Below are 23,805 nucleotides of genomic sequence, written 5' to 3'. Positions count from 1 at the left end.
ATGGCCTTTCAGCGCCGCGCTGGCAATCGCGTCTCGGGCGCCATCTGGCCGGGGTTCGTGGATGCGATCACCGCGCTTTTGATGGTGATGATCTTCATCTTGACGATCTTCATGGTGGTGCAGTTCGTCCTGTCCGAAGAGATCAACAACCAAGACGATGAGTTGAACAGTCTCAACGCGCAGCTCAACGCCTTGTCGCAAGCGCTTGGGCTGGAAGCGGCGCGCAGCGCCGACCTTGAAAGCCGTGTTGCGACACTCTCGAGCAGTTTGAGCACGGCCCAAGGCGAATTGGCTGCCCAAGCCGCGATGATTGCCGATTTCGAGGCGCAGGTTGCCTCGCTGATCGCCGCCAATACCTCGCTTGGTGCTGAGCGTGACCAAGCGCGCGCTGAACTGGCCGAAAGCCTGAGTGCTGCCGAGGCGTTGGAACTGGCCGTGGCGGCAGCGCGCAGCGAGATTGACGCCGCCGCCGAAGCGGCGCGTCTTGCCGCCGCCCGCCGCGCGGCGCTTGAGGCGCTGATTGCCGATTTGGAACGTGACGCCACCAGCCGGGACACGCGGATCGCCACGCTGGAATCAGAGCTGTCCGAGGCCGAGGCTAACCGCCTTGTCGAGGCCGCCGCCGCCGAGGCGTTGCGCGCACGCCTTGAAAATGCCGATGCAGAGCTGACGGCGATGACGCTGGCCCTCGAAGAACAGCGCCGCCGCGCCGAAGAGACGCTGACGATCTTGGCCGCCGCCCAAGCGGCAACCGATGCCTTGGCCGAAGCTGATGCCGCACGCGCCGCCGCGATGACCGAGGCCGAGCGTCAAGCAGCCCTCTTGGCGGTTGCAAATGCCCAGCTTGCCGAGGCCGAAGCAGCAAGTGCCGAAAGCCAGCGGCAGGTCGCACTGTTGAATGAGCAGGTCGCGGCCCTGCGCCAGCAATTGGGGGCATTGCAGGGGCTTCTTGACGATTCCGCCGCGCGTGATGCGGCGGCTGAGGTGCAGATCGCCAATCTGGGCACCCAGCTGAACGCGGCCCTTGCCCGCGTCGCCGCCGAGCAGCAACAACTCGCCCGCGAACAATCCCGCGTGGCCGAGTTCGAGGCCGCCGAGGCCGCGCGCCTTGCCGCTGAAGCGCAGGAGTTGTCGCGCTACCGCTCGGAATTCTTTGGCCGCTTGCGGACCCTGCTGGAAGGGCGCGAGGGGGTGAGTATCGAGGGCGACCGTTTCGTCTTTTCCTCGGAAGTGCTGTTCGAGATCGGATCGGCCGATCTGGCACCTGCGGGGTTAGCGCAGATCGCCAATGTCGCGAGCCTTTTGAACGAGGTGGCGGGTGAAATTCCCGATACCATTGATTGGATCTTGCGCGTTGATGGCCACACTGATGACCGCCCGCTGCGCGGCGATGGCGATTTCGCCTCGAACTGGGAGTTGAGCCAAGCCCGCGCGCTTTCGGTGGTGCAGTATCTTGCAGAAGAATTGGGCTTTCCCTCGGACCGGTTGGCGGCGACTGGCTTTGGCGAGTATAACCCGGTCGCCACGAATGACACCGCCGCAGGGCGGGCGCAAAACCGGCGGATCGAGTTGAAGCTGACCGAGCGCTAGCGCGTGTCGCGTCAGGGCGTGATCACCACGCGGGTGGTCAGGCTGTCGATCTCGGCTGTGCCATCGCGGATTAGCGTGACCTCACCGATATAAAGGCCGGGTGGAAAGCCCCCCGCCGGGCTGCGCCGCCCCGTTGCGCGGAACAATTGCGCCTGCGTCCGCTCAAGCGTGACATCTTGGGCATGGACCGCGTCGCCTGTGGCGGTGGTGATGCGCAGGCGCACAATATCGCCGCTGCGCGCGCTATGGATATAGGCCCAAAGCACCAGCGCCGGATCGGCGGTGGTGAGCTCGCCATGATCGGCGGCACCGGTCTTGATCGCGTCGAATTCCGGCACGGCGGGGGCAAATCCGGCCGACAAAATCTCGCCCGCCACATGGGGCAGGGCATCGCGCCACAGCGTATCCTCGCCACTGCCGCAACTGCCCGTGGCGGTGGGGGCGAAGGGGTCGATCACGCGGCCTTCATGGCGCAAGATGAACTCGAGATGCGGAAATTCCGTTCGACCGGAATAGCCGATCAGCCCAAGTTCCGCACCTGCGGCAACCTGTTGGCCCTCTCGCACAGTGATGGAGCCTTGCATCAGGTGGCAATATTGCGTCTCCCAGCCATCGGCATGGGTGAGGGCCACGCCATTGCCGCAACCTTGGCCGTCACGCATGCTGGGCGTGCCGCCATCGGGCACACCATCGCGCAAGGCGCGCACCACGCCGTCGGCGGCCGCGACCACCACCATGCCTGCGGCCATGCCGGCCATATCGATGGTGCGAATATCGGTGCCTGTGTGGCCATCATAGCTTTGCGGGCCGCAAGCGAAATCGCGCGCCCCCGGTCCGGGGTCGTGATCCACGAATTGCTGTAAAAAACAGGTCTCGCCCAAGCGGCAATCGACCGGGAAAAGCAGGCGAGGCGCATCTTGTGCGGCGACAGGCCAAGCCAGAATACAAAACAGAACAGGTAACAGACGCATCTTTGCAGCTTACCGCATCGGCGCAAAAGGAAAAGGCCCGGCATGGGGGATGCCGGGCCTTTTGTCGTTCTGGTCGCGCGAGATCAATCGGCGGTCAGAAGCGGTGGCTTCTTGGCGCTGATGCGCGGCGCGCTTGGGGCTTCGATCTGCAAGTCGATCTTGTTGTCCTTGACCGAGACCTTCACATTGCCGCCCTTGGCAAGTGCGCCAAACAGCAGCTCTTCGGCCAAGGGCTTTTTGATATGCTCTTGGATCACGCGGCCAAGTGGGCGCGCGCCCATCCGGTCGTCATAGCCCGCCTCACCCAGCCAAGCTGCGGCCTCGGGCGAGAGTTCGATGGTCACGTTGCGATCCATCAGCTGCGCCTCGAGCTGGAGGACGAATTTCTCGACCACCTGCATGATGACCTCTTTCGGTAGCGAACCGAAGGAGATGATCGCATCCAGACGGTTGCGGAATTCCGGCGTGAAGGTGCGCTCGATGGCGGCCGTATCCTCGCCCTCGCGCTTGTCGCGGCCAAAGCCGATGGCGGCTTTTTGCATATCGGCCGCGCCTGCGTTCGAGGTCATGATCAAGATCACGTTGCGGAAATCGACCTTGCGCCCGTTGTGATCGGTCAGCGTGCCGTGATCCATGACCTGCAACAAGATGTTGAAGACATCGGGATGGGCTTTCTCGATCTCGTCTAAGAGCAACACGCAATGCGGATGCTGGTCGATCCCATCGGTCAAAAGCCCGCCTTGGTCGAAACCGACATAGCCGGGCGGTGCGCCGATCAGGCGGGAAACCGCATGCTTTTCCATGTATTCCGACATGTCAAAGCGCAACAGTTGCACACCCAGCGTATCGGCCAGTTGCTTTGCCACCTCGGTCTTGCCGACGCCGGTTGGGCCTGCGAACAGGTAGTTGCCGATGGGCTTTTCCGGCTCGCGCAGACCGGCACGGGCCAGCTTGATCGCACTTGCCAGTGCCTCGATCGCGGCATCTTGGCCAAAGACGACGCGCTTGAGCGTCACCTCAAGATCCTTGAGCACGCTGGCGTCATCCTTGGAGACATTCTTGGGGGGGATGCGGGCGATTTTCGCCACAACCTCTTCGATCTCCTTGGCGCCAAGGGTTTTGCGGCGCTTGCTTTCGGAGACGAGATGCTGTGCGGCACCCGCCTCGTCGATCACATCGATGGCCTTGTCGGGCAGCTTGCGGTCGTTGATGTAGCGTGCGCTCAGTTCCACCGCCGCCTTGATCGCGTCGGCGGTGTATTTCAGGCCGTGATGTTCTTCGAAATAGGGCTTGAGGCCCTTGAGGATCTTGATCGTATCTTCGACCGAAGGTTCGTTCACATCGATTTTCTGGAAGCGGCGCGACAGCGCGCGGTCCTTTTCGAAATGCTGGCGAAACTCCTTGTAGGTGGTCGAGCCCATGCAGCGCAGCTTGCCGCCCTGCAGCGCGGGCTTGAGCAGGTTGGAGGCATCCATCGCCCCGCCGCTTGTCGCACCTGCGCCGATCACGGTGTGGATCTCGTCGATGAACAAGATCGCATCGGGATGCTCTTCAAGCTCGTTGACCACGGCTTTCAGCCGCTCTTCGAAATCGCCGCGATAGCGGGTTCCGGCCAAAAGCGCGCCCATGTCGAGCGAATAGATCGTGGAATTGGCCAGCACCTCGGGCGTGTCACCCTCGACGATCTTTTTGGCCAGACCTTCGGCGATTGCGGTTTTGCCGACGCCGGGATCGCCCACCAAAAGCGGGTTATTCTTGCGGCGGCGGCAGAGCACTTGGATGCAGCGCTCAACCTCATCATGGCGGCCGATCAGCGGGTCGATATCGCCCTTGCGCGATTTGACGTTGAGATCGACGCAATACTTGGCGAGCGCCGAATCCTTTGCGTCAGCACCTTCGGTGCCACCGGGCGTGGTGGTGCCGGTTTCATCTTCGAGATCGCTGGCCCCCGTGATCGGGCGGCTTTCGCCATAGGAGGGGTCTTTCGCCACGCCATGGGCGATGAAATTCACCGCGTCATAGCGGGTCATGTCTTGTTCTTGCAGGAAATAGGCGGCGTTCGATTCGCGCTCGGCGAAGATGGCGACCAGCACATTGGCCCCCGTCACCTCGGTCCGGCCAGAGGATTGCACATGGATCGCGGCGCGCTGGATCACGCGCTGAAATGCGGCGGTCGGCACGGCCTCGGAGCCTTCGACATCGGTTTCCAAGGTCGACAGATCATCATCGATGAAGGCCACCAAGGTTTCGCGCAGCGAGTCGATATCGACCGAACACGCAAGCATGACCTTGCGCGCTTCGGGTTCGTCGAGCAGTGCCAAAAGCAAATGCTCGAGGGTGGCGAGTTCATGGCGACGCGCATTCGCATTGGCGAGTGCTGCGTGAATGGCCTGCTCAAGTGTTGTCGAAAAAGATGGCACGGTCGTGCTCCTTTACGCGTGCATCGGGTCTGCTTTTTGCGTCGCCGATGATGGCCTCATAGAATTAAGCATCGCTTTCTGTGCGTCCGTTTCAAGGGGAAACTGCACAAGGTTTCGTGTGCGGGGCGTGTTTCGCCCTCTATCTCTTGCTCTGCTGCGGGCTGCATATTTTTTATGCATAGGCTGGCAGAGAATTCAGAACGAATCCTTGAGGCGACGGATCCGTGCAAAAACAACGGCCGGGTCTTGCCCATCGCACCCGAGGCTGCGCGCGATGGCGGGATCGGCCGCGCGCAAAAACGGGTTTGTGGCCAATTCCGTGGCCAAGATCGACGGCACCGTGGGCCTGCCTGCGGCGCGCGCTTTTTCGATCTCCTCGCACCGAGAGATAAGTGCGCGATTGTCCGGTTCAATGGTCATCGCGAAACGGGCATTGGATGCGGTATATTCATGGCCCGAACAGACCAAGGTGTCAGGCGGCAGCGCGGCCAGTTTTTGCAAGCTTTCCCACATCTGCGCGGCGCTGCCCTCAAACAGGCGGCCACAGCCTAGCGCCATCAGGCTATCGGCGGTAAAAACCGCGCCCGCGCTGGGCATATGATAGGCGAGATGGCCGATGGTATGGCCGGACACATCGATGACATGGGCCACAAGCGTGCCGATGGTGACGCGATCACCCTCGGCCAAGGCACGATCGAGCGGAGGCAGGCGATGTGCATCGGCCCGCGCGCCCCAGACCTTGGCCCCGGTCGCCATGCGCAACGCAGCGACCCCTTGGGTATGATCGTCATGGTGATGGGTGATCACGATATCGGACAGTTGCCAGCCGCGCGCGGCCAGCGCGGCCATGATCGGTGCCACCTCGGGCACATCGAAAACGGCCGTGGCGCCGCTGGCCGGATCATGCACCAGATAGGCATAATTATCGCTCAGACAGGCAACAGTGACGATTTCGGGGCTTTGTCCGGTATCTGGCATGGAAATTGTCACATCCTTGGGTCAAACTCAGGCGGCGCGCACCCTCGCGCAGTCAATAAGTTAGTGCAATGCATCTCGACGTCACCGATCTGCGGCAATTCTATTACCGGACCAGTCTGGGCCGCATTGCACAAAAGGCGGTGCGCGACCGGATGCTGGCGCTGTGGCCCGAGGCGCAGGGCCAGACCGTGGTGGGCTTTGGCTTCGCCGTGCCGCTGTTGCGCCCCTATCTGGGACAGGCGCGCCGCGTGATCGGTGTCATGCCCGCCGAGCAAGGCGTGATGCCATGGCCCGCTGGCATGGAGAATGTCTCGCTTTTGTGCCGCGAGGGGTTGTGGCCTTTGGCCACTGGGATTGCCGACAAGATCGTCTGCCTTCATGGGTTGGAGACATCCGAGCATCCCGCCGCAGTGCTAGAGGAATGTGCGCGCGTGCTGGGGCCGGGGGGGCGGGCGCTGTTCATCGTGCCAAACCGCTCTGGGCTTTGGGCGCGGCGCGACGCGACGCCCTTCGGCTTTGGGCGGCCCTACTCGCTGGGCCAGCTTGAGGCGCAGATGAAGCGCCATGATTTCACACCCGAACGTCACGCTGCCGCCCTGTTCGCGCCACCCTCGCATCACCGCTTTTGGCTGCGCTCGGCGGAGCTGTTGGAAAAGATGGGCGCGCGCCTGTCGCGGCGTTATGCGGGGGGTGTGATCTTGCTGGAGGTCTCAAAGCGCGTGCATGCGCCGACCAAGCCGGGGCTTGCCGAACGCATGCGCCAACCGCTTAAGGTGCTAGAGGGCGTACCTGTGCCGACACCTGCCGGGGCCAGCAGCCGAGGTGATTTGGGCTAAGACCGCTTGCGCGCGCAGCATCCGCTTATCATCGACGCCGCCGGGGCGGATTTAATGGGAAAACCAAAAACCCTGCGCATCACGGCCTGTGTCATGCGGGTTTTGAAATTGCCTGCAAAGCGCGCGCGGTTTCACCCTATGAGGCGAAAGGGATTCCCTTTTGACGAAGGCATGGACTGATATGACATGCGGTCAAAGCGTCGCAGATATCAACCTTGGGGCTGTCGCTTTGTTTTGTTGAGGCTTTCAATCTGACCCGCGGGTTACATCGCGGTTGCAGCATTGCGGGTGCTCTGTTAGATGGGCCGCAATTTATTGGATAGTGGCGGCAGCGTGCGGCCAAGACGCGACTTGCCCGGGGGCGGTTATTCGCCCTTGCCGGGCCACCTATATGGAAAGGGTGGACGTGAGCGAAGCAGCTTCAATCTCGACCGGCATTGCCGCGCGCTACGCGACGGCGGTGTTTGAACTCGCCAAAGGCGAGGATGCGCTCAAAACACTCCAAGCTGATCTTGGCATCCTCGAGGCTGCATTGGCTGAGAGCGCCGACCTGCGCGATGTGATCACCTCGCCGCTTTATGGTCGCGACGCGACAGAGGCCGCGATGGGCAAGCTTGCCGCCGCGATGAAGTTGAGCCAGATCACCGGCAATACGCTGCGCTTGATGGCGCAAAAGCGCCGCTTGTTCATTTTGCCCGCGCTCTTGCGCGCGCTGCGCGAAAAGATCGCCATCCACAACGGCGAAGTGACAGCCGATGTGGTTTCGGCCAAGGCACTGACGAAAACCCAAGCCGACAAGCTTGCCAAGGTTTTGGCAGCATCCGTCGGGCGTGAGGTCAAACTGAATGCGACCGTCGATGAAAGCCTCATCGGCGGTCTTGTCGTAAAGCTGGGCTCGACCATGATCGATACTTCGGTCAAGGCAAAGCTCAACGCACTCCAGAACACGATGAAAGAGGTCGGTTAACATGGCGATCCAAGCTGCAGAAATCTCTGCGATCCTGAAGGACCAGATCAAGAATTTCGGCCAGGATGCCGAAGTGGCCGAAGTTGGCCGCGTGCTGTCGGTCGGCGACGGTATCGCGCGCGTCTATGGCCTCGACAATGTGCAGGCAGGCGAGATGGTCGAATTCCCCGGCGGTATCCGGGGCATGGCGCTGAACCTCGAATCCGACAATGTCGGCGTCGTGATCTTCGGTTCGGACCGTGACATCAAAGAAGGCGACACCGTCAAGCGCACCAAGGCCATCGTGGATGTGCCTGCGGGCAACGCGCTGCTTGGCCGCGTGGTCGATGGTCTTGGCAATCCGCTCGATGGCAAGGGGCCGATCGCGGCATCCGAGCGTCGCGTGGCCGATGTCAAAGCACCGGGCATTATCCCGCGCAAATCCGTGCATGAGCCGATGGCCACCGGCCTCAAGGCCATCGATGCGATGATCCCAATCGGTCGCGGCCAGCGCGAGTTGATCATTGGCGACCGCCAGACCGGCAAGACCGCCGTGGCGCTCGACACGATCTTGAACCAGAAATCCTACAACGATGCTGCCGGCGACGATGAGAGCAAAAAGCTCTATTGCATCTACGTCGCTGTCGGTCAGAAGCGCTCGACCGTGGCGCAGCTGGTCAAGAAGCTCGAAGAGGCGGGCGCGATGGAATACACCATCGTCGTGGCAGCCACCGCATCCGACCCCGCGCCGATGCAGTTCTTGGCCCCCTATTCGGCCACCGCGATGGCGGAGTTTTTCCGCGACAATGGCCGCCATGCGCTGATCATCTATGATGATTTGTCCAAGCAGGCCGTCGCTTACCGCCAGATGTCGCTTTTGCTGCGCCGCCCGCCGGGCCGCGAAGCTTATCCCGGCGACGTGTTCTACCTCCACTCTCGCTTGCTGGAGCGTTCGGCCAAGCTGAACGAAGACAATGGTTCGGGCTCGCTGACCGCATTGCCCGTGATCGAGACGCAGGGCGGCGACGTGTCGGCCTTTATCCCGACCAACGTGATCTCGATCACCGATGGTCAGATCTTCCTTGAGACGGAACTCTTCTTCCAGGGTATTCGCCCCGCCGTGAACACGGGTCTGTCGGTGAGCCGCGTGGGCTCGAGCGCGCAGACCAAGGCAATGTCCTCGGTCGCAGGCCCGGTGAAGCTGTCGCTGGCGCAATATCGCGAAATGGCGGCATTCGCGCAGTTCGGCTCGGACCTCGACGCCTCGACCCAGCAGTTGTTGGCCCGTGGCGCGCGCCTGACCGAGATGATGAAGCAGCCGCAGTATTCGCCGCTGACCAATGCCGAGATCGTCACCATGATCTTTGCTGGTACCAATGGCTATCTCGACAAGCTGCCCGTCGCTGATGTGGGACGTTTCGAAGAGGCGCTCCTTAACTTCATGCGCACCAAGAAGGCCGATGTGCTGGAGTGGATCACCAAGAGCGATCCCAAGATCAAGGGTGCTGATGCCGAGAAACTCAAGGCTGCAATCGACGAATTCGCCGCCGATTTCGCCTGAAGGGTCTGACAGATGCCCAATCTTAAGGACCTCAAAAACAGGATCGCGTCGGTCAAATCGACCCGCAAGATCACCAAGGCGATGCAGATGGTCGCCGCCGCGAAACTGCGCCGTGCGCAGGACGCGGCGGAGGCTGCGCGCCCCTATGCCGAGCGGATGCAAGCCGTGATGAGCGGCCTTGCGCAAGCGGTGGATGCATCGGCCGGTGGGCCGCGGCTTTTGTCGGGCTCGGGCAAGGATGATGTGCATCTGCTGGTCGTCATGACCGCCGAGCGTGGCCTGTGCGGTGGTTTCAACTCGACCATCGTGCGCAAAGCGCGCGTGGCCATCGACACGCTTGTGGCCCAAGGCAAGACGGTCAAGATCTTGACCGTTGGTAAAAAGGGCCGCGAACAACTCAAGCGTGATCACAGCGCGCGGATGATCGGGCATGTCGATCTGTCGGACGTCAAGCGGCTGGGCTATGCGGATGCGGCACGTATCGCAACCAATGTGTTGGATCGGTTCGATGCGGGCGAATTCGATGTCGCCACCATCTTCTTTAACCGCTTCCAGTCGGTGATCAGCCAGATCCCGACCGCGACGCAGATCGTGCCCGCGCAGTTCGAAGCCCCCGCAGCGGGAGCCGAGGCGAGCGGGGCGCAATACGACTATGAACCCTCGGAAGAGGCCGTGTTGGAAGATCTTCTGCCACGGGGCGTTGCGACGCAGATCTTTACCGCGCTGCTGGAAAATGCCGCCTCGGAACAGGGTGCGCGGATGTCCGCAATGGACAACGCGACCCGCAACGCGGGCGATATGATCGAGCGGCTGACAATCGAATACAACCGTTCGCGTCAGGCCGTGATTACCAACGAGCTGATCGAAATCATCTCGGGCGCCGAAGCGCTCTAAGAACCGGAGACACGACATGGCAAATGCAGTCGGAAAAATCACCCAGGTCATCGGCGCTGTTGTCGACGTTCAGTTCGACGATCACCTGCCCGAGATCTTGAACGCGCTTAACACCGACAATGGCGGCAAGCGCCTTGTGCTCGAAGTTGCCCAGCATTTGGGCGAGGGCACCGTGCGCACCATCGCGATGGACGCGACCGAGGGTCTTGTGCGCGGCCAGAAAGTCACCGACACCGGTGGCCCGATCATGGTTCCCGTGGGCACCGCCACGCTGGGGCGCATCCTCAACGTCGTGGGCGAGCCCGTGGACGAAGGCGGCCCGGTCAATGCGGATGAATTCCGTTCGATCCACCAGCCCGCACCAGAGTTCAGCGAGCAGGCGACCGAGTCCGAGATCCTTGTGACCGGCATCAAGGTCGTCGACCTTTTGGCCCCCTATTCCAAGGGCGGCAAGATCGGCCTGTTCGGCGGCGCGGGCGTGGGCAAGACGGTTCTCATCATGGAACTGATCAACAACATCGCCAAGGTGCACTCGGGCTACTCGGTGTTTGCAGGCGTGGGTGAGCGGACCCGCGAAGGCAACGACCTGTATCACGAGATGATCGAATCCAACGTGATCAAGCCCGACAATCTGGCGGAAAGCCAAGTGGCGCTTGTTTACGGCCAGATGAACGAGCCGCCGGGCGCGCGTGCGCGTGTGGCGCTGACCGGCCTGACCTTGGCCGAACAATTCCGCGATGCGTCCGGCACCGATGTGTTGTTCTTCGTGGACAACATCTTCCGCTTCACTCAGGCGGGCTCGGAAGTGTCGGCGCTGCTCGGTCGTATCCCTTCGGCGGTGGGCTACCAGCCGACGCTGGCCACCGACATGGGCCAGATGCAGGAACGGATCACCTCGACCAAGTCGGGTTCGATCACCTCGATCCAGGCCGTCTATGTTCCCGCGGACGACTTGACCGACCCGGCACCGGCCACCACCTTTGCCCACCTTGACGCCACGACCGTGTTGTCGCGCGCGATCTCGGAGCTTGGCATTTACCCGGCCGTGGACCCGCTCGACAGCTCGTCGCGCCTGATGGACCCCAAGATTCTTGGCGAAGAGCATTACAATGTCGCGCGCGCCGTGCAGGGTATCTTGCAGCGCTACAAGTCGCTTCAGGACATCATCGCCATCCTCGGGATGGACGAATTGTCGGAAGAGGACAAGCTGACCGTGGCCCGCGCCCGCAAGATCCAGCGCTTCCTCAGCCAGCCCTTCGACGTGGCCAAGGTCTTCACTGGTTCGGACGGCGTTCAGGTGCCGCTGGCTGTGACCATCGCCTCGTTCAAGGCGGTTGTTGCGGGCGAGTATGATCACCTGCCCGAAGCGGCCTTCTACATGGTCGGCGGCATCGATGAAGTGATTGCGAAAGCCGAACGCATGGCGGCCGAGGCCGCGTAATACATCGGTGGGTTGCACCCACCCTACGGGCAAGCTTTCGTAGGGTGGGTGCAACCCACAATCTGCCCCAAAGGAGAGCCGCGAATGGCTGCCAAGATGCAATTCGATCTGGTCTCGCCCGAGCGGCGTCTCGCCTCCATGGCGGTGGACGCCGTGCAAATCCCCGCCGCTGACGGGGATATGACGGCGATGGCCGATCACGCGCCGCTGATCACGACACTGCGGCCCGGTGTTCTGCGGGTCGATGGTGCCGAAAGCGGTGCCGAGACAGCGTATTTCATCACCGGCGGTTTCGCCGATGTGGCGGGCCCCGCGATCACGGTTCTGGCCGAGCAAGCCATGCCCGCAAGCGAAGTGACCGCCGATGTGATGGATGGTTTCATCAGCCAAGCACGCGCCGCCCATGACAAGCTGCGTGATGGTGACGCTGGCCAGCCCGGCCTTGATGCTGCGGCCAAGCTTGTGGCTGACTTAGAGATGGCAAAGTCGCAACTCGTCGGCTGATTGCGCGCCTAAAGCATTGACAAAAGGCCCCGCGCGCATGTGTTGGGGCCTTTGTTGTTACAATCGCCGCGAGGTTGGCAGTTATCGTGTACAGGCATCGTTTGCCCCGGTTCTTGGTCGATCGCATGGGTTTTGTGCGCCGATGATCAAGCAGTTCCGCAACCATTTGATCGGTGCCGAGCAAGGCTCGATCGTGCTGTTCAGCGATTTTGCCGATAACGGCCCGATGTGGGCGGGCGATGGTCCACGCGAAAAGCGCCATATGGTCAGCTTTGCGCAACCCTTCCGCACCGCCCCGATGGTGCAGGTCGCGATTTCCATGTGGGATATGGATGGAAATACCAACCAGCGCGCCGATCTGAGGGCCGAGGCGATTACCACAGCCGGTTTCGAACTGGTCTTTCGCACATGGGGCGACAGCCGCGTCGCGCGTATCCGCGCCGATTGGATGGCGCTGGGCGAAGTCGCATCCGAGGATGATTGGCAGCTTTACTGAGTGGCCAAATTGCGGCGATTGCAGCATCGTTCCGCTAAGGGCGATTTCGCCATCTTGCCAAGCGCGCGCATGCCCCGGATAGGGGGCCATGACCCGTCCAACCGGCCCCTTTTTATTCATCCTTGCGACGATGGTGATCGACGCCATCGGGATCGGCATCGTCTTTCCGATCATGCCTGATCTGATGGACCGCGTGGGTGCCACCGGCGCAGGGCAGGGCGCGTTTTGGGGCGGTGTCTTGCTGGCCTCATATGCGGCAGCGCAATTCATTTTCGCGCCCATCGTCGGCGCGATTTCAGATGCCTTTGGGCGCAAGCCGGTTTTGTTGGCGGCCTTGGCCTTTCTGGCGGTTGATTACGTCATCATGGCGCTGGTCGATAATTTCTGGTGGCTTTTGGTGGGTCGCACCCTCGCGGGGTTGGCGGGGGCGACCTATATCACTGCTACAGCCTATATCTCGGACATCACACCACCCGAGGGGCGCGCGGCGCGCTTTGGCCTGATCGGGGCCGCCTTTGGGCTGGGCTTTGTTTTGGGCCCTGCGCTGGGTGGGGTCGCGGCGGCGTGGCATATCACGGCACCCTTTTGGCTGGCGGCGGCACTGGCAGGGATCAATGTCATCTTCGGGCTCTTCGTGTTGCCCGAATCGCTGCCCCCGGCGCATCGCCGCCCTTTCGCGCTGCGCGATTTGAACCCGTTTGGCACGATCTTGCGGGCCTTTCGCCTGCCGGGGCTTGCGATCCCGTTGATCTGCCTTGGCCTGTTTGAATTCGCCAACATGGTCTATGTGACGCTGTGGTCATTCTGGGGGCGCGAGGTTTTCGGCTGGTCCACGCTGGTGATCGGGCTGAGCCTATCGGCCTATGGCATTCTGGCCGCGCTCTCGCAGATCTTTGTCATGCCGCGCGCGATCATCTGGCTGGGCGAGCGGCGCTTGATGCTTTTGGGGCTGATGCTGGCCTTTGTCGCATTCGCGGGCTTTAGCCTTTCGACCGCAATTTGGGCGGTGGCGATCTTGCTGCCGTTGTCGGCGCTGACCGATCTTGTGCCGCCCACCTTGACCGCGATGGCCGCCAATAGCGTCGAAGAGGATCAGCAAGGCATGGTTCAAGGGGTGATCGCGGCCTTGGCCTCGCTGGCGGCGATCATGGCACCACTGGTCTTTACGCCGGTCTTTGGCGTCTTTGTGGGCGATGGCGCACCGATCCATTGGCCGGGCGCGCCATTTGCCTTGGCCGCGCTGATCGTGGCCGTGATCTTGCCCATCGCTTGGCGGCAGGGGCGCGCGCGCTGAGCGTTTAGCGCCCCCACATGCCCTTGGGATAAAGCCCCTCGTAGATTGGCACGAGGCTGGCCGTATCAAACAACGACGAGACGCTGGTGCCGTTCCAGATATTGACGATGGCTTGCGCAAACATCGGCGCGGTGGGCACCACGCGCACCCGCGAACAGGCCTTGGTCGCGGCCGTCGCCTCGATCGTGTCGGTGGTGACGAGCGATTTCAACACCGAGCCCGAGAGCCGTTCGATTGCAGGGCCAGACAGAACGCCGTGGGTGGTATAGGCATGCACCTCGGTCGCGCCCGCCTCCATCAGCACATCGGCGGCTTTGCACAGCGTGCCGGCGGTGTCGCAGATATCATCGACGATGATGCATTTGTGACCCGCGACATCGCCGATCACGGTCATGCCAGCCACTTCGCCCGCCTGCTCGCGGCGTTTGTCGACAATGGCCAAGGGCGCACCGATTCGCGTGGCCAGTTCACGCGCGCGCGCCACACCGCCCACATCGGGTGAGACCACCATCACATCGGACATGTCGCCGCCGAACTGGTGCAAGATGTCGAGCGCGAAGATCGGGCTGGCATAAAGGTTATCCACGGGAATGTCGAAGAAACCTTGGATCTGGGCGGCGTGTAGATCCATGGTCAGCACCCGCTCGATGCCTGCGGCGACCATCATATTGGCCACCAGCTTGGCGGAAATCGGCGTGCGCGCCTTGGTGCGGCGGTCTTGGCGGGCATAGCCGAAATAGGGAATCACCGCCGTGATGCGCGCAGCCGAGGACCGGCGCAGCGCATCGGCGATGATCAGCAATTCCATCAAATTGTCATTGGCGGGTTTTGAGGTGCCTTGCACGATGAACATGTCCTCGCCACGGACGTTTTCATAGACTTCGACAAAGACTTCTTGATCGTTGAACCGTTCGACGCGCGCATCAACGAGGCCCACTTGCATGCCGCGATGCATCGACATCCGGCGCGAGATTGCCTCGGCGAGCGAGCGGTTGGCATTGCCGGAAATCAGTTTCGGATCTTGTGCAGGCATAGTGATCTTGTCCCCTTTGGCAGCAGCATCGCGCGCAGTCCCCACCGCGAAGCGTTGACACCCCCTAGCACCCGGCTAGTGTCGCGCAAAGCCGAAAAGGGAAGGGGTGTCCTATGGCACATATCGACTACTATTTCTCAACTATGTCCCCTTTTACCTATCTTGCGGGGATGCGCTTGGAGGCGGTGGCGGCGCGCAATGACGCGACGATCAGCTATAAGCCGGTGGATTTGACAGGCGGGGTTTTGCCCCGCACGGGCGGCGTGCCCCCGAAAGAGCGTCACCCCGCGCGCCTGGAGCTGCGCGCGCAGGAATTGCGCCGTTTATCGGCCAAGCATGGCCTTCCCATGCATCTTGATCCGCCGTTCCGCGCGGTGAATGCGGCCCCCTCGGCATATGCGTTTATCGCGGCATCACATGCGGGTGGCGGTGATCTGGGCAAGCTGGTGCATGCCTTTACCAAGGCGCTGTGGCGCGACCGCCGCGATATTGCCGAGGATGATGTGATCGCCGATTGCTTGGCCGAAGCAGGCTTTGATCGCGGCCTTGCGGGCATGGCAATGCTCGCCGGTGCCGAGGAATATGTCCGCAACACCGAAGAGGCGGTCGCCGCCGGTGTCTTTGGCGCACCTTTCTATATCGTCAACGGGTCCGAGAAGTTTTGGGGTCAGGACCGGATCGAGGATCTGGATCTGTTTCTTTCCGGCAAGCTGTGATTGCAGGGATCAGGCGCTGGGGCGATGCGGGCGCGGTGGCGATGCTGCTGCATTGCTCGCTTGCCCATGCGGGCGCGTGGGACGGTGTGGCGCGCGCCTTGGCGGATCGTTGCGCATCTGTCGCGCCCGATCTGGTCGGTCATGGGCGCGGCCCGGCGCGCGACCCTCGCCGTGATTATCACGATCATTGCACCGACTTGGCCTTGGGCCATCTGCCCGATGCGCCCAGTCATCTGATTGGCCATAGCTTCGGCGCAAGCGTCGCCTTGCGGCTGGCGCTCGACCATCCGGCGCGGGTAGCCAGCCTGACGCTGATCGAGCCGGTGCTTTTCGCAGCAGCAAAGGGTCAACCCGGTTGGCAAAAGCATCGCGCCATGATGGCCGGGCTTGGCCCCTTGCTTGCGGCAGGCGATCTTGACGCGGCGGCTGCGCATTTCTTGGCGGAATGGGGCGGCGGCGTGCCATTCTCCGCCATGCCAGAGGCGCAGCGCGCCTATATGGCCGCGCGGATCTGGGTCGTGCCGGAAAGTGCGCCCGTGCTGGAGGAGGACCGCGCAAATCTTTTGCCGCGTTTGGGGCAGTTGCGCTGTCCCACCCTGCTGATCGAAGGTGATCGCTCACCGCCTGTTATCGCAGAAATTCAAGCAGCCTTGGCTGCAGCCATCCCGCAGGCGCGCCGCGCGGTTGCTCTGGGTGCGGGCCATATGGCCCCGATCACCCATCCCGCCGCAGTCGCCGCTGAGATTACAACGCTCTTGGATTGAGGGGGCGGAAAACCTAGGGTTTTCCGTGCGTTTTCCTGAAGGAAAACGCTACCCCGCCCAAGCCGCCAGCAAGCGCTCGACATCTTCGGGCGTCTTGGCCCAATCGCATACGATCCGGCAGCGCAGCTGCGCATCGGCTGGCCCATCGTCGAGCGTGCCGCCAAAGAGATAGTATATCGCCCCAGCTGAAAAAGCGCGCGCATGGGCTGCGCGGGGCACCTCGATAAAGGCGAGATTGCCCGCAGCAGGATGGCAGAGATGCGCGCCCGGAACCCGCGCTAAACCCTGCACCAACTGCGCCATGCGCGCATTGGCGGCCACGGCCATCTCACGCCAAAGCCCATCTTGGCAGTAGGGCACCATTTGTGCGGACAAATAGCGATGCTTGGAAAACAGATGCCCCCCGCGCTTGCGGCGCAGCGCCAATTCGCGCCCATGGGCGGGGTCGAACATCACCACCGCCTCCACCCCCATGCAGCCGTTCTTGGTGCCGCCAAAGCTGACCGCATCGATGCCCGCTTGCCAGGTCATCTCGGCCGGGCTGCATCCGAGCGCTGCGCAGGCATTGGCAAAGCGCGCCCCGTCAAGATGGGTCGCCAAGCCATGCGCGCGTGCGACGGCGGTGAGCGCGCGGATCTCAGCCAAGCTATAGGCCGTGCCGCGTTCGGTGATATTGGTCAGGGTCAGTGGGCCGGGCTGTGCGCCATGCACGCCACGCCCCTTGCACTGCATGATCGCGGCCTCAAGCCCCTCGGGCGTGATCTTACCATCCGCGCCATCGATGAGAATCGTCTTAGCCCCTGAATAGAAATCGGGCGCGCCGCATTCATCCTCTTCCACATGCGCGGTGCGGTGACAAAACACGCCATCCCAAGGCTTTGCCAAACAGGCCAAGGCCAGCGCATTGGCCACGCTGCCGGTGGCCACGAATTCCACCGCCGCCTCGGGTGCTTCGAACAATCCGCGCACCGCGTCGCGCGCGGCGGCGGTGATGGCGTCATTGCCATAGGGCATGGCGTAGCCATCATTGGCGCCCATGACGGCATCCATGATCTTGGGATGCACCGGCCCGGTATTGTCACTGGCAAACATCATGTGCCCGGCTCCTCGATGATGTAATCGTCCCACTCTTCCTCGGGCACCTCGAATTCCGGCACCGTGAGGCCGCGCATGCTGATCCCTGCCTGATGCACGCTTTCGGGGTCACCCGAGACCAGCGGATGCCACCATGACAGCGGCTTTCCCTCATGCAACAACCGATAGGCGCAGGTCTGTGGCATGAAATAGGCCACATCTCCCATGGTCTGTGGCGTCAGGCGGATACATTCCGGCACGAGCGTTTTGCGAATCTCATACTGCCCGCAGCGGCAGCTTTCATCATCAAGCAGGCGACAGGCGACGCGTGTCAGCGCGACCTCGCCTGTCTCTTCATCTTCGAGCTTGTTGAGGCAGCATTTGCCGCAACCATCGCACAGCGCTTCCCATTCCGCGGGCGTCATGCGATCCATCGGCACGCGCTCCCAAAAGCGGTCCCTCATGTCAGCGCCAAGGCCGCGCGCGCGGCGCGGCTATCTTGGTCCATCTGCACGATCAGCGCATCTAGCCCATCAAAACGCATCTCGCCGCGCAGATATGCCACCAGCCCCACAGAAACGGTGGCACCATAAAGATCGCCGGAAAAGTCGAACAAGAATGTCTCAAGATTGGGCGTCTCACGCATGAACATGGGTCGGATGCCCAGATTGGCGACACCGTGATAGGTGCCTTGATGCGGCCCATCCAAGACATCGACCAGCACGGCATAAACGCCAAGTTTGGGCACATGCAGCCCTTCGATCGCCATATTCGCGGTGGGATAGCCCAATTCGCGCCCGCGCTTGTCACCATGCAGCACCGGCCCCTCGATCCGGTGCCAATGGCCCAGCATCGCGGCCGCCTCGCGCGGGTTGCCCGCACTGAGCGCCGCCCGGATGGCGGTCGACGACACAGCGCCCGCGTCGGCGGTCAAAAGATCGGCGATGGTGACCTCAAAGCCAAAACGCGCCCCGAAATCGCGCAGCATCGGGGCGGTGCCGCTGCGCCCTTGTCCGAAACAGAAATCCGCCCCGACCACCACATGGCTTAGCCCCAAACCTTGGGCCAAGATATCGCGCGCGAAAGCCTCGGCCGATAGGCCAGCCAGCCGCGCGTCAAAGGGGAGTTCGGCCAAGATCTCAACGCCCAGCTTTTCCAGCTGATGCGCCCGCGCACTTGCATTCATGAGCCGAAAGGCCGGCGCATCGGGGGCGAAATACGCGCGCGGATGCGGCTCAAATGTCACGACGCCCAAGGGCGCGCCGGGCCTGCGGGCCAGATCGATCACATGGCAATGGCCCCGGTGCACGCCATCGAAGTTCCCGATGGCCGCCGATGCGCCGCGATCTTGCGGGCGGGTGTATTGTGGGTCGCGCAAAATCCGCATGGCGCTTGGCGTAGCCGCCCCCGCGATGATGCGCAAGCGCCGCCCGCGTCAGTCGAACTTTCGCGAGGGGGCCAAGACCACGGCCTCGCCTTTCAGCACGACGGTCTTGCCCACCTTGCAATGGGTGGCCAGCGTTACGCGGCGGCGGCTATGGTCGATCTCGGTCACCTCGACCTCGGCCAGCACCATGTCACCGGGGCGCACGGGTGCCATGAATTTCAACGTCTGCCCGAGATAAACGGTGCCATGGCCCGGCAACTGCTCGCCGATCACCGCCGAGATCAGACCCGCGGTCAGCATGCCATGCGCGATGCGGCCCTCGAAAATCGTATCGCGGGCATAATCATCATCCAGATGCACCGGGTTATGATCGGTCGAGATCTGCGCGAAGAGCGCGATATCTTGATCGGTCACCAGTTTTTGAAGCGAACGCTTCATCCCGATCTCGAGATCCTCGATGACGATGGTGCCAGTGGTGATGTTGTCGAGCATGGGCGGCGATTCCTACGATATGCAGGGTTCATAGCCCGACTTCAGTCATTCTGCAATGCAGAAAGAAATAAAAAGAACAAAAATAGACAATAATAGCAACTATGTTGCGCGCGCGTCACTCCGTCTTTGCTTTCTAAATACTCCAGGGGGGTGCGGGGGGACAGCGTCCCCCCGTCAAGGTGTATGGGTGCGGGGGCAGCATGCCGGCACGGGGCTGCATACGACGCGCAGCACACCCCTCGGATCGCTTAGCGCAGCATGCCGATGGTGTAGCCTGGCTCCATCTGCGCGCCCGTCAAGAACCGCGCCAAAAGGGCCGGATCGGGCTGTTCGGCGGTGCCGGTCTCCGCGCGGGCCAACCCGCCCGAGATGAACAAAGTGTCGATATTCTCGCCCATCCCACCTTGCACATCGGTGAAAATACCGTCCCCCACGGCCAAGATCCGCGCATTGGCGATATCGTGGCCGAGTTGTGACAGCCGCCGCCGCGCCAGATCATAGATCGGCGGATGGGGCTTGCCGAAATAAAGGCTCTCGCCCCCCATCTCGGTGTAAAGCTGCGCCAGCGCGCCCGCGCACCATTCGCGCGTCTCGCCGCGATCCACGACAATATCGGGATTGGCGCAAAGCAGTTTCAGCCCGCGCGTTTTGGCCAAGAGAAATTGGGGGCGCATCACGCTTGGGTCGGCCTGCGGGTCGAAGGGGCCGGTGCAAACGATGCCTTCGGCCTCGTCCAGCCCCACGCGCGTGATTGGCGCGGGGTTGTCCAACATCTGGAGCGGCTCAAAGAAAGAAGCATCTTGCGGCTCACCGATGTGCCAGACCTTGTGGCCCACCGCGCCGCCGAACATGGCCGCACGCGCGCTGTCGCCCGAGGTGGCGATCACATCCCAGCAATCGCGCGGCACCCCGATGCGGTCGAGCTGTCGCGCAACCGATGCGCGCGGACGGGGTGAATTGGTGACCAGCACCACGATGCCGCCTTGCGCCTTATAGGCTTGCAAGGCTGCGACTGCTGCGGGAAAGGCACGTAAACCATCATGCACGCAGCCCCAGAGATCGCAAAATAGCGCGTCATAGGCGCTGGAGATTTCGGCAAGGCTCTCGATGATGCGGGTCATGGGCGGGCTCCTTTCTCGGGTCGCGCCACCCATACGCGAGCGCGTGGGTTAGGGCCAGCCATGCGCTGCGAAAAGGGGCGGCACCTTGGGGCCGCCCCGATGAGCTGCGCGCGCGATGTCTTACAGCGCGAGATTGGGGATGATCTGCTTCTTGCGGCTCATGATGCCGGGCAGAACCACGGTATCTTGCCCCTTGGTATCGGCCCCAAAGCTTTTCGCCGCGATCTGCGCCACAAGCGCGTTGGGAACCAACAGCGTTGCCTCTTCGCGCAAAATATCGACCACGAACAAAAGCACCTGATCAGCCCCATCTGCGGCGGCCACGCCGGGCATGGCGGCCATCAGCGCGTCCTTGCGCGACAAAACGGTCGCGGGCGAGGTCGTCTCTAGCACGCTGACGCGAAACTGCTTGCCGCCCACTTCATATTCCTTGCTGTCCATGCGCAACAGCTCTGCCTCGGAAAAGGCCGAGACATCGGATTTTGCGGCAAACATTTCGGCGGCGTAGCTTGGGATGTCGATGCCCAAATCTGCGGCCAGCGCTTCTGCCACCGCGCGATCTTCGGGGGTGGTGGTGGGCGAGCGGAATTCCAGCGTATCGGACAAGATGCAGGTCAGGATCGTGGCCTTGATCCAATCGGGGGCGCGGTCCATGTCCGTGCCGATCATCTTGTGCATGATCGTGGCGGTGCAGGCCAATGGCTCCATCCGGATCGCAATCGGCCCCTTGGTCTCAAGCCCGCCCACCAGCTTGTGATGGTCGATGATGGCGGTGATATCGGCGGCGTTGATGCCAGCGGGCAATTCGGCGGGGTTATTGGTGTCGACGATCACAACCTTTTGGTCCGGCGCCACATCGGCGATGATGCGCGGCTTTGGCAGATCCCAGCGTTGCAGCAAAAACGCCGCCTCGGTATTGGGCTCACCGAGCAACACCGCCTCGGCCGTCTCGCCCACAATCTCGTTGAGATACCAAGCCCAGATGATCGGCGAGCCGGTGGAATCGGTGTCGGGCGATTTATGGCCGAATACGAGCGTTGTCATGGCGTCCTCTTAAGGCAAAAGCAGTGAATTTTGCCGTCCTCATAGCTTTGGCCCCACCCGTTGTCACGGGGTAGCGGGTCGCGGCGCGCGTGATTGGCGGCATAGGTGCATTTTTGCGTGGCGAGCCCGTTGACACACCCGCCGCGCCTTCTTATCTGCCATGTGTTAGCACTCGTCGGGTATGAGTGCTAATGATTGAGATAAACCGAACCCGAGAGGAGAGTTCGAGAGATGGCATTCAAACCGCTGCATGACCGTGTGTTGGTCCGCCGCATCGCGTCCGATGAAAAGACCAAGGGTGGTCTGATCATCCCCGACAGCGCCAAGGAAAAGCCCTCCGAAGGCGAAGTGATCGCTTGCGGCCCAGGCGCGCGCAAGGATTCAGGCGAGCTGATCGAAATGGCCGTAAAGGCCGGTGATCGTATCTTGTTCGGCAAATGGTCGGGCACCGAGGTCACCATCGACGGCGAAGAGCTGCTGATCATGAAGGAATCGGACATCCTCGGCGTCACCGCCTGAGCATGAGGGCGCAAATGCGCCCGCTTCGATTCCTCCCATTCAACGATATTCCAAGGAGAGCCCACAATGGCTGCTAAGGACGTCAAATTTTCGACCGATGCCCGCAACCGCATGCTGCGCGGCGTCAACATTCTGGCCGATGCCGTCAAGGTGACGCTCGGCCCCAAGGGCCGCAACGTCGTGATCGAAAAATCCTTCGGCGCGCCCCGCATCACCAAGGACGGTGTGTCTGTCGCCAAGGAAATCGAACTGGAAGACAAGTTCGAGAACATGGGCGCGCAGATGGTGAAAGAAGTCGCCTCGCGCACCAATGACGAGGCCGGCGACGGCACCACCACCGCGACGGTTCTGGCGCAAGCCATCGTCCGCGAAGGCATGAAGTCGGTCGCGGCTGGCATGAACCCGATGGATCTCAAGCGCGGGATCGATCTGGCCGTCAGCAAAGTCATCGAGCATATCAAAGCCTCCTCGCGCGCTGTCGCCGACAGCGACGAAGTGGCTCAGGTTGGCACGATCTCGGCCAATGGCGAAGCGCAGATCGGCCGCATGATCGCGGACGCGATGCAGAAGGTCGGCAATGACGGTGTCATCACCGTCGAAGAGAACAAAGGCCTTGAGACCGACGTTGAAGTCGTCGAAGGCATGCAGTTCGACCGCGGCTACCTGTCGCCCTATTTCGTCACCAACGCCGACAAGATGACCGTCGAGTTGGAAGACGTCTTGATCTTGCTGCACGAAAAGAAACTCTCGTCGCTGCAGCCGATGGTCCCCCTGCTGGAGACCGTGATCCAGTCGGGCAAGCCGCTGTTGATCATCTCGGAAGATGTCGAAGGCGAAGCGCTCGCGACCCTCGTGGTCAACAAGCTGCGTGGCGGCCTGAAGATCGCTGCCGTCAAGGCACCGGGCTTTGGTGATCGCCGCAAGGCCATGCTGCAAGACATCGCGATCCTGACCGGCGGTCAGGTGATCTCGGAAGATCTCGGCATGAAGCTGGAAAGCGTCACGCTCGACATGCTGGGCCGCGCCAAGAAGATCGTCATCAAGAAAGACGATACCACCATCGTCGATGGTGCCGGTGCCAAGGCCGAGATCGAAGCGCGCGTTGCACAGATCCGCGCCCAGATCGAAGAAACCACCAGCGATTACGACCGTGAAAAGCTTCAGGAACGTGTGGCCAAGTTGGCAGGTGGCGTCGCTGTCATCCGCGTTGGCGGCATGTCGGAAATCGAAGTGAAAGAGCGTAAGGACCGCGTCGATGACGCGCTCAACGCGACCCGTGCGGCCGTGCAGGAAGGCATCGTCGTCGGCGGTGGTGTTGCGCTTGTTCAGGGTGCCAAGGCGCTTGATGGCCTCAAAGGCGACAACCCCGATCAAGATGCAGGCGTCACCATCGTGCGCCGCGCACTTGAGGCACCGCTGCGCCAGATCGCCGATAACGCAGGCGTCGATGGCTCAGTCGTTGCTGGCAAGATCCGCGAATCCAAGGATCTCAAGTTCGGCTTCAACGCGCAGACCGAAGAATATGGCGACATGTTCAAGTTCGGCGTGATCGACCCCGCAAAGGTCGTGCGGACGGCCCTTCAGGATGCGGCCTCGGTCGCTGGCCTGTTGATCACCACCGAAGCGATGGTGGCCGACAAGCCCAAGAAGGATGAAGCCGGCGGCGGCATGCCCGACATGGGCGGCATGGGCGGCATGATGTAATCGCACCGCGATTTGCATGA

The 23,805-nt window shown here is 62.1% G+C and carries 23 protein-coding genes; 13 read left to right on the top strand and 10 right to left on the bottom strand.

Features of this window, described 5'->3' with window-relative positions; translation table 11 throughout:
• Positions 1-1,590: a peptidoglycan -binding protein gene (locus KG698_RS05655; RefSeq protein ID WP_213684575.1), complete on the top strand. Its 1,590-nt coding sequence runs from the start codon at positions 1-3 to the stop codon at positions 1,588-1,590.
• An 11-nt stretch (positions 1,591-1,601) separates the two neighbouring features.
• On the opposite strand, the gene KG698_RS05650 is transcribed toward KG698_RS05655, so the two are convergent.
• From KG698_RS05650 to gloB, 3 genes are all read right to left on the bottom strand, one after another.
• Positions 1,602-2,561 carry a M23 family metallopeptidase gene (locus tag KG698_RS05650; protein ID WP_213684574.1) on the bottom strand — a complete coding sequence of 320 codons (960 nt, stop codon included), beginning with the start codon at positions 2,559-2,561 and terminating at the stop codon, positions 1,602-1,604.
• A gap of 83 nt (positions 2,562-2,644) precedes the next feature.
• Entirely contained in the window at positions 2,645-4,981 is a 2,337-nt protein-coding gene (clpA, locus tag KG698_RS05645) for an ATP-dependent Clp protease ATP-binding subunit ClpA (RefSeq protein ID WP_213684573.1), read from the bottom strand.
• A 195-nt stretch (positions 4,982-5,176) separates the two neighbouring features.
• Positions 5,177-5,959 carry a hydroxyacylglutathione hydrolase gene (gloB, locus tag KG698_RS05640; protein WP_213684572.1) on the bottom strand — a complete coding sequence of 261 codons (783 nt, stop codon included), beginning with the start codon at positions 5,957-5,959 and terminating at the stop codon, positions 5,177-5,179.
• 68 nt (positions 5,960-6,027) lie between these two features.
• On the opposite strand from gloB, the gene KG698_RS05635 reads away from it, so the two are divergent.
• The 8 genes from KG698_RS05635 (at position 6,028) to KG698_RS05600 (ending at position 13,931) form a co-directional block, all read left to right on the top strand.
• The gene (locus tag KG698_RS05635) at positions 6,028-6,795 is read left to right on the top strand and encodes a methyltransferase domain-containing protein (protein WP_213684571.1); all 768 of its coding nucleotides are present in this window, start codon (positions 6,028-6,030) and stop codon (positions 6,793-6,795) included.
• 406 nt (positions 6,796-7,201) lie between these two features.
• Positions 7,202-7,762 (top strand): F0F1 ATP synthase subunit delta, encoded by a 561-nt coding sequence (locus KG698_RS05630; protein ID WP_213684570.1) that lies wholly within the window; start codon positions 7,202-7,204, stop codon positions 7,760-7,762.
• Between the two features lies 1 nt (position 7,763).
• Positions 7,764-9,302, top strand: coding sequence for a F0F1 ATP synthase subunit alpha (gene atpA / locus KG698_RS05625; protein ID WP_213684569.1), 1,539 nt, complete (start codon positions 7,764-7,766; stop codon positions 9,300-9,302).
• Positions 9,303-9,314: 12 nt separating this feature from the next.
• Positions 9,315-10,196, top strand: coding sequence for a F0F1 ATP synthase subunit gamma (locus tag KG698_RS05620; RefSeq protein ID WP_213684568.1), 882 nt, complete (start codon positions 9,315-9,317; stop codon positions 10,194-10,196).
• A 16-nt stretch (positions 10,197-10,212) separates the two neighbouring features.
• Positions 10,213-11,637: a F0F1 ATP synthase subunit beta gene (gene atpD, locus KG698_RS05615; protein WP_213684567.1), complete on the top strand. Its 1,425-nt coding sequence runs from the start codon at positions 10,213-10,215 to the stop codon at positions 11,635-11,637.
• Positions 11,638-11,721: 84 nt separating this feature from the next.
• Positions 11,722-12,141, top strand: a complete 420-nt coding sequence (locus tag KG698_RS05610; protein ID WP_213684566.1) for a F0F1 ATP synthase subunit epsilon — start codon at positions 11,722-11,724, stop codon at positions 12,139-12,141.
• Positions 12,142-12,283: 142 nt separating this feature from the next.
• Complete coding sequence (locus tag KG698_RS05605; RefSeq protein ID WP_213684565.1) at positions 12,284-12,637, top strand: H-type lectin domain-containing protein; 354 nt, start codon at positions 12,284-12,286, stop codon at positions 12,635-12,637.
• 88 nt (positions 12,638-12,725) lie between these two features.
• Complete coding sequence (locus tag KG698_RS05600) at positions 12,726-13,931, top strand: MFS transporter (RefSeq protein WP_213684564.1); 1,206 nt, start codon at positions 12,726-12,728, stop codon at positions 13,929-13,931.
• 4 nt (positions 13,932-13,935) lie between these two features.
• On the opposite strand, the gene KG698_RS05595 is transcribed toward KG698_RS05600, so the two are convergent.
• A complete protein-coding gene (locus tag KG698_RS05595; protein ID WP_213684563.1) occupies positions 13,936-14,964 on the bottom strand; it encodes a ribose-phosphate pyrophosphokinase in 1,029 nt (342 codons plus the stop codon).
• A gap of 113 nt (positions 14,965-15,077) precedes the next feature.
• On the opposite strand from KG698_RS05595, the gene KG698_RS05590 reads away from it, so the two are divergent.
• Both KG698_RS05590 and KG698_RS05585 read left to right on the top strand, forming a co-directional pair.
• Positions 15,078-15,680 (top strand): 2-hydroxychromene-2-carboxylate isomerase, encoded by a 603-nt coding sequence (locus KG698_RS05590; RefSeq protein ID WP_213684562.1) that lies wholly within the window; start codon positions 15,078-15,080, stop codon positions 15,678-15,680.
• 41 nt (positions 15,681-15,721) lie between these two features.
• Positions 15,722-16,444 carry an alpha/beta hydrolase gene (locus tag KG698_RS05585; RefSeq protein ID WP_300983003.1) on the top strand — a complete coding sequence of 241 codons (723 nt, stop codon included), beginning with the start codon at positions 15,722-15,724 and terminating at the stop codon, positions 16,442-16,444.
• 48 nt (positions 16,445-16,492) lie between these two features.
• Here KG698_RS05585 and KG698_RS05580 read toward each other — a convergent pair whose 3' ends face one another.
• The 6 genes from KG698_RS05580 to KG698_RS05555 form a co-directional block, all read right to left on the bottom strand.
• The gene (locus KG698_RS05580; RefSeq protein ID WP_213684560.1) at positions 16,493-17,539 is read right to left on the bottom strand and encodes a low specificity L-threonine aldolase; all 1,047 of its coding nucleotides are present in this window, start codon (positions 17,537-17,539) and stop codon (positions 16,493-16,495) included.
• Entirely contained in the window at positions 17,536-17,982 is a 447-nt protein-coding gene (locus KG698_RS05575; protein WP_213684559.1) for a YcgN family cysteine cluster protein, read from the bottom strand. The genes KG698_RS05580 and KG698_RS05575 overlap by 4 nt, the downstream gene beginning before the upstream one ends.
• Positions 17,979-18,905: a bifunctional riboflavin kinase/FAD synthetase gene (locus KG698_RS05570; RefSeq protein ID WP_213684558.1), complete on the bottom strand. Its 927-nt coding sequence runs from the start codon at positions 18,903-18,905 to the stop codon at positions 17,979-17,981. The genes KG698_RS05575 and KG698_RS05570 overlap by 4 nt, the downstream gene beginning before the upstream one ends.
• A gap of 48 nt (positions 18,906-18,953) precedes the next feature.
• Positions 18,954-19,397 carry a MaoC family dehydratase gene (locus KG698_RS05565; RefSeq protein ID WP_213684557.1) on the bottom strand — a complete coding sequence of 148 codons (444 nt, stop codon included), beginning with the start codon at positions 19,395-19,397 and terminating at the stop codon, positions 18,954-18,956.
• Positions 19,398-19,645: 248 nt separating this feature from the next.
• On the bottom strand, positions 19,646-20,518 hold the full coding sequence (locus KG698_RS05560; RefSeq protein ID WP_213684556.1) for a TIGR01459 family HAD-type hydrolase: 873 nt from the start codon (positions 20,516-20,518) through the stop codon (positions 19,646-19,648).
• A gap of 120 nt (positions 20,519-20,638) precedes the next feature.
• Positions 20,639-21,562, bottom strand: a complete 924-nt coding sequence (locus KG698_RS05555) for a manganese-dependent inorganic pyrophosphatase (RefSeq protein ID WP_213684555.1) — start codon at positions 21,560-21,562, stop codon at positions 20,639-20,641.
• A gap of 231 nt (positions 21,563-21,793) precedes the next feature.
• On the opposite strand from KG698_RS05555, the gene KG698_RS05550 reads away from it, so the two are divergent.
• Positions 21,794-22,081: a co-chaperone GroES gene (locus KG698_RS05550; protein WP_213684554.1), complete on the top strand. Its 288-nt coding sequence runs from the start codon at positions 21,794-21,796 to the stop codon at positions 22,079-22,081.
• A gap of 66 nt (positions 22,082-22,147) precedes the next feature.
• On the top strand, positions 22,148-23,785 hold the full coding sequence (gene groL / locus KG698_RS05545; protein WP_213684553.1) for a chaperonin GroEL: 1,638 nt from the start codon (positions 22,148-22,150) through the stop codon (positions 23,783-23,785).
• Positions 23,786-23,805: the final 20 nt, after the last annotated feature.

Origin of the sequence: Roseicyclus sp. (assembly GCF_018402035.1) — a bacterium.
GTDB lineage: Bacteria > Pseudomonadota > Alphaproteobacteria > Rhodobacterales > Rhodobacteraceae > Roseicyclus.
This window is presented reverse-complemented; position numbering and strand designations above follow the sequence as displayed.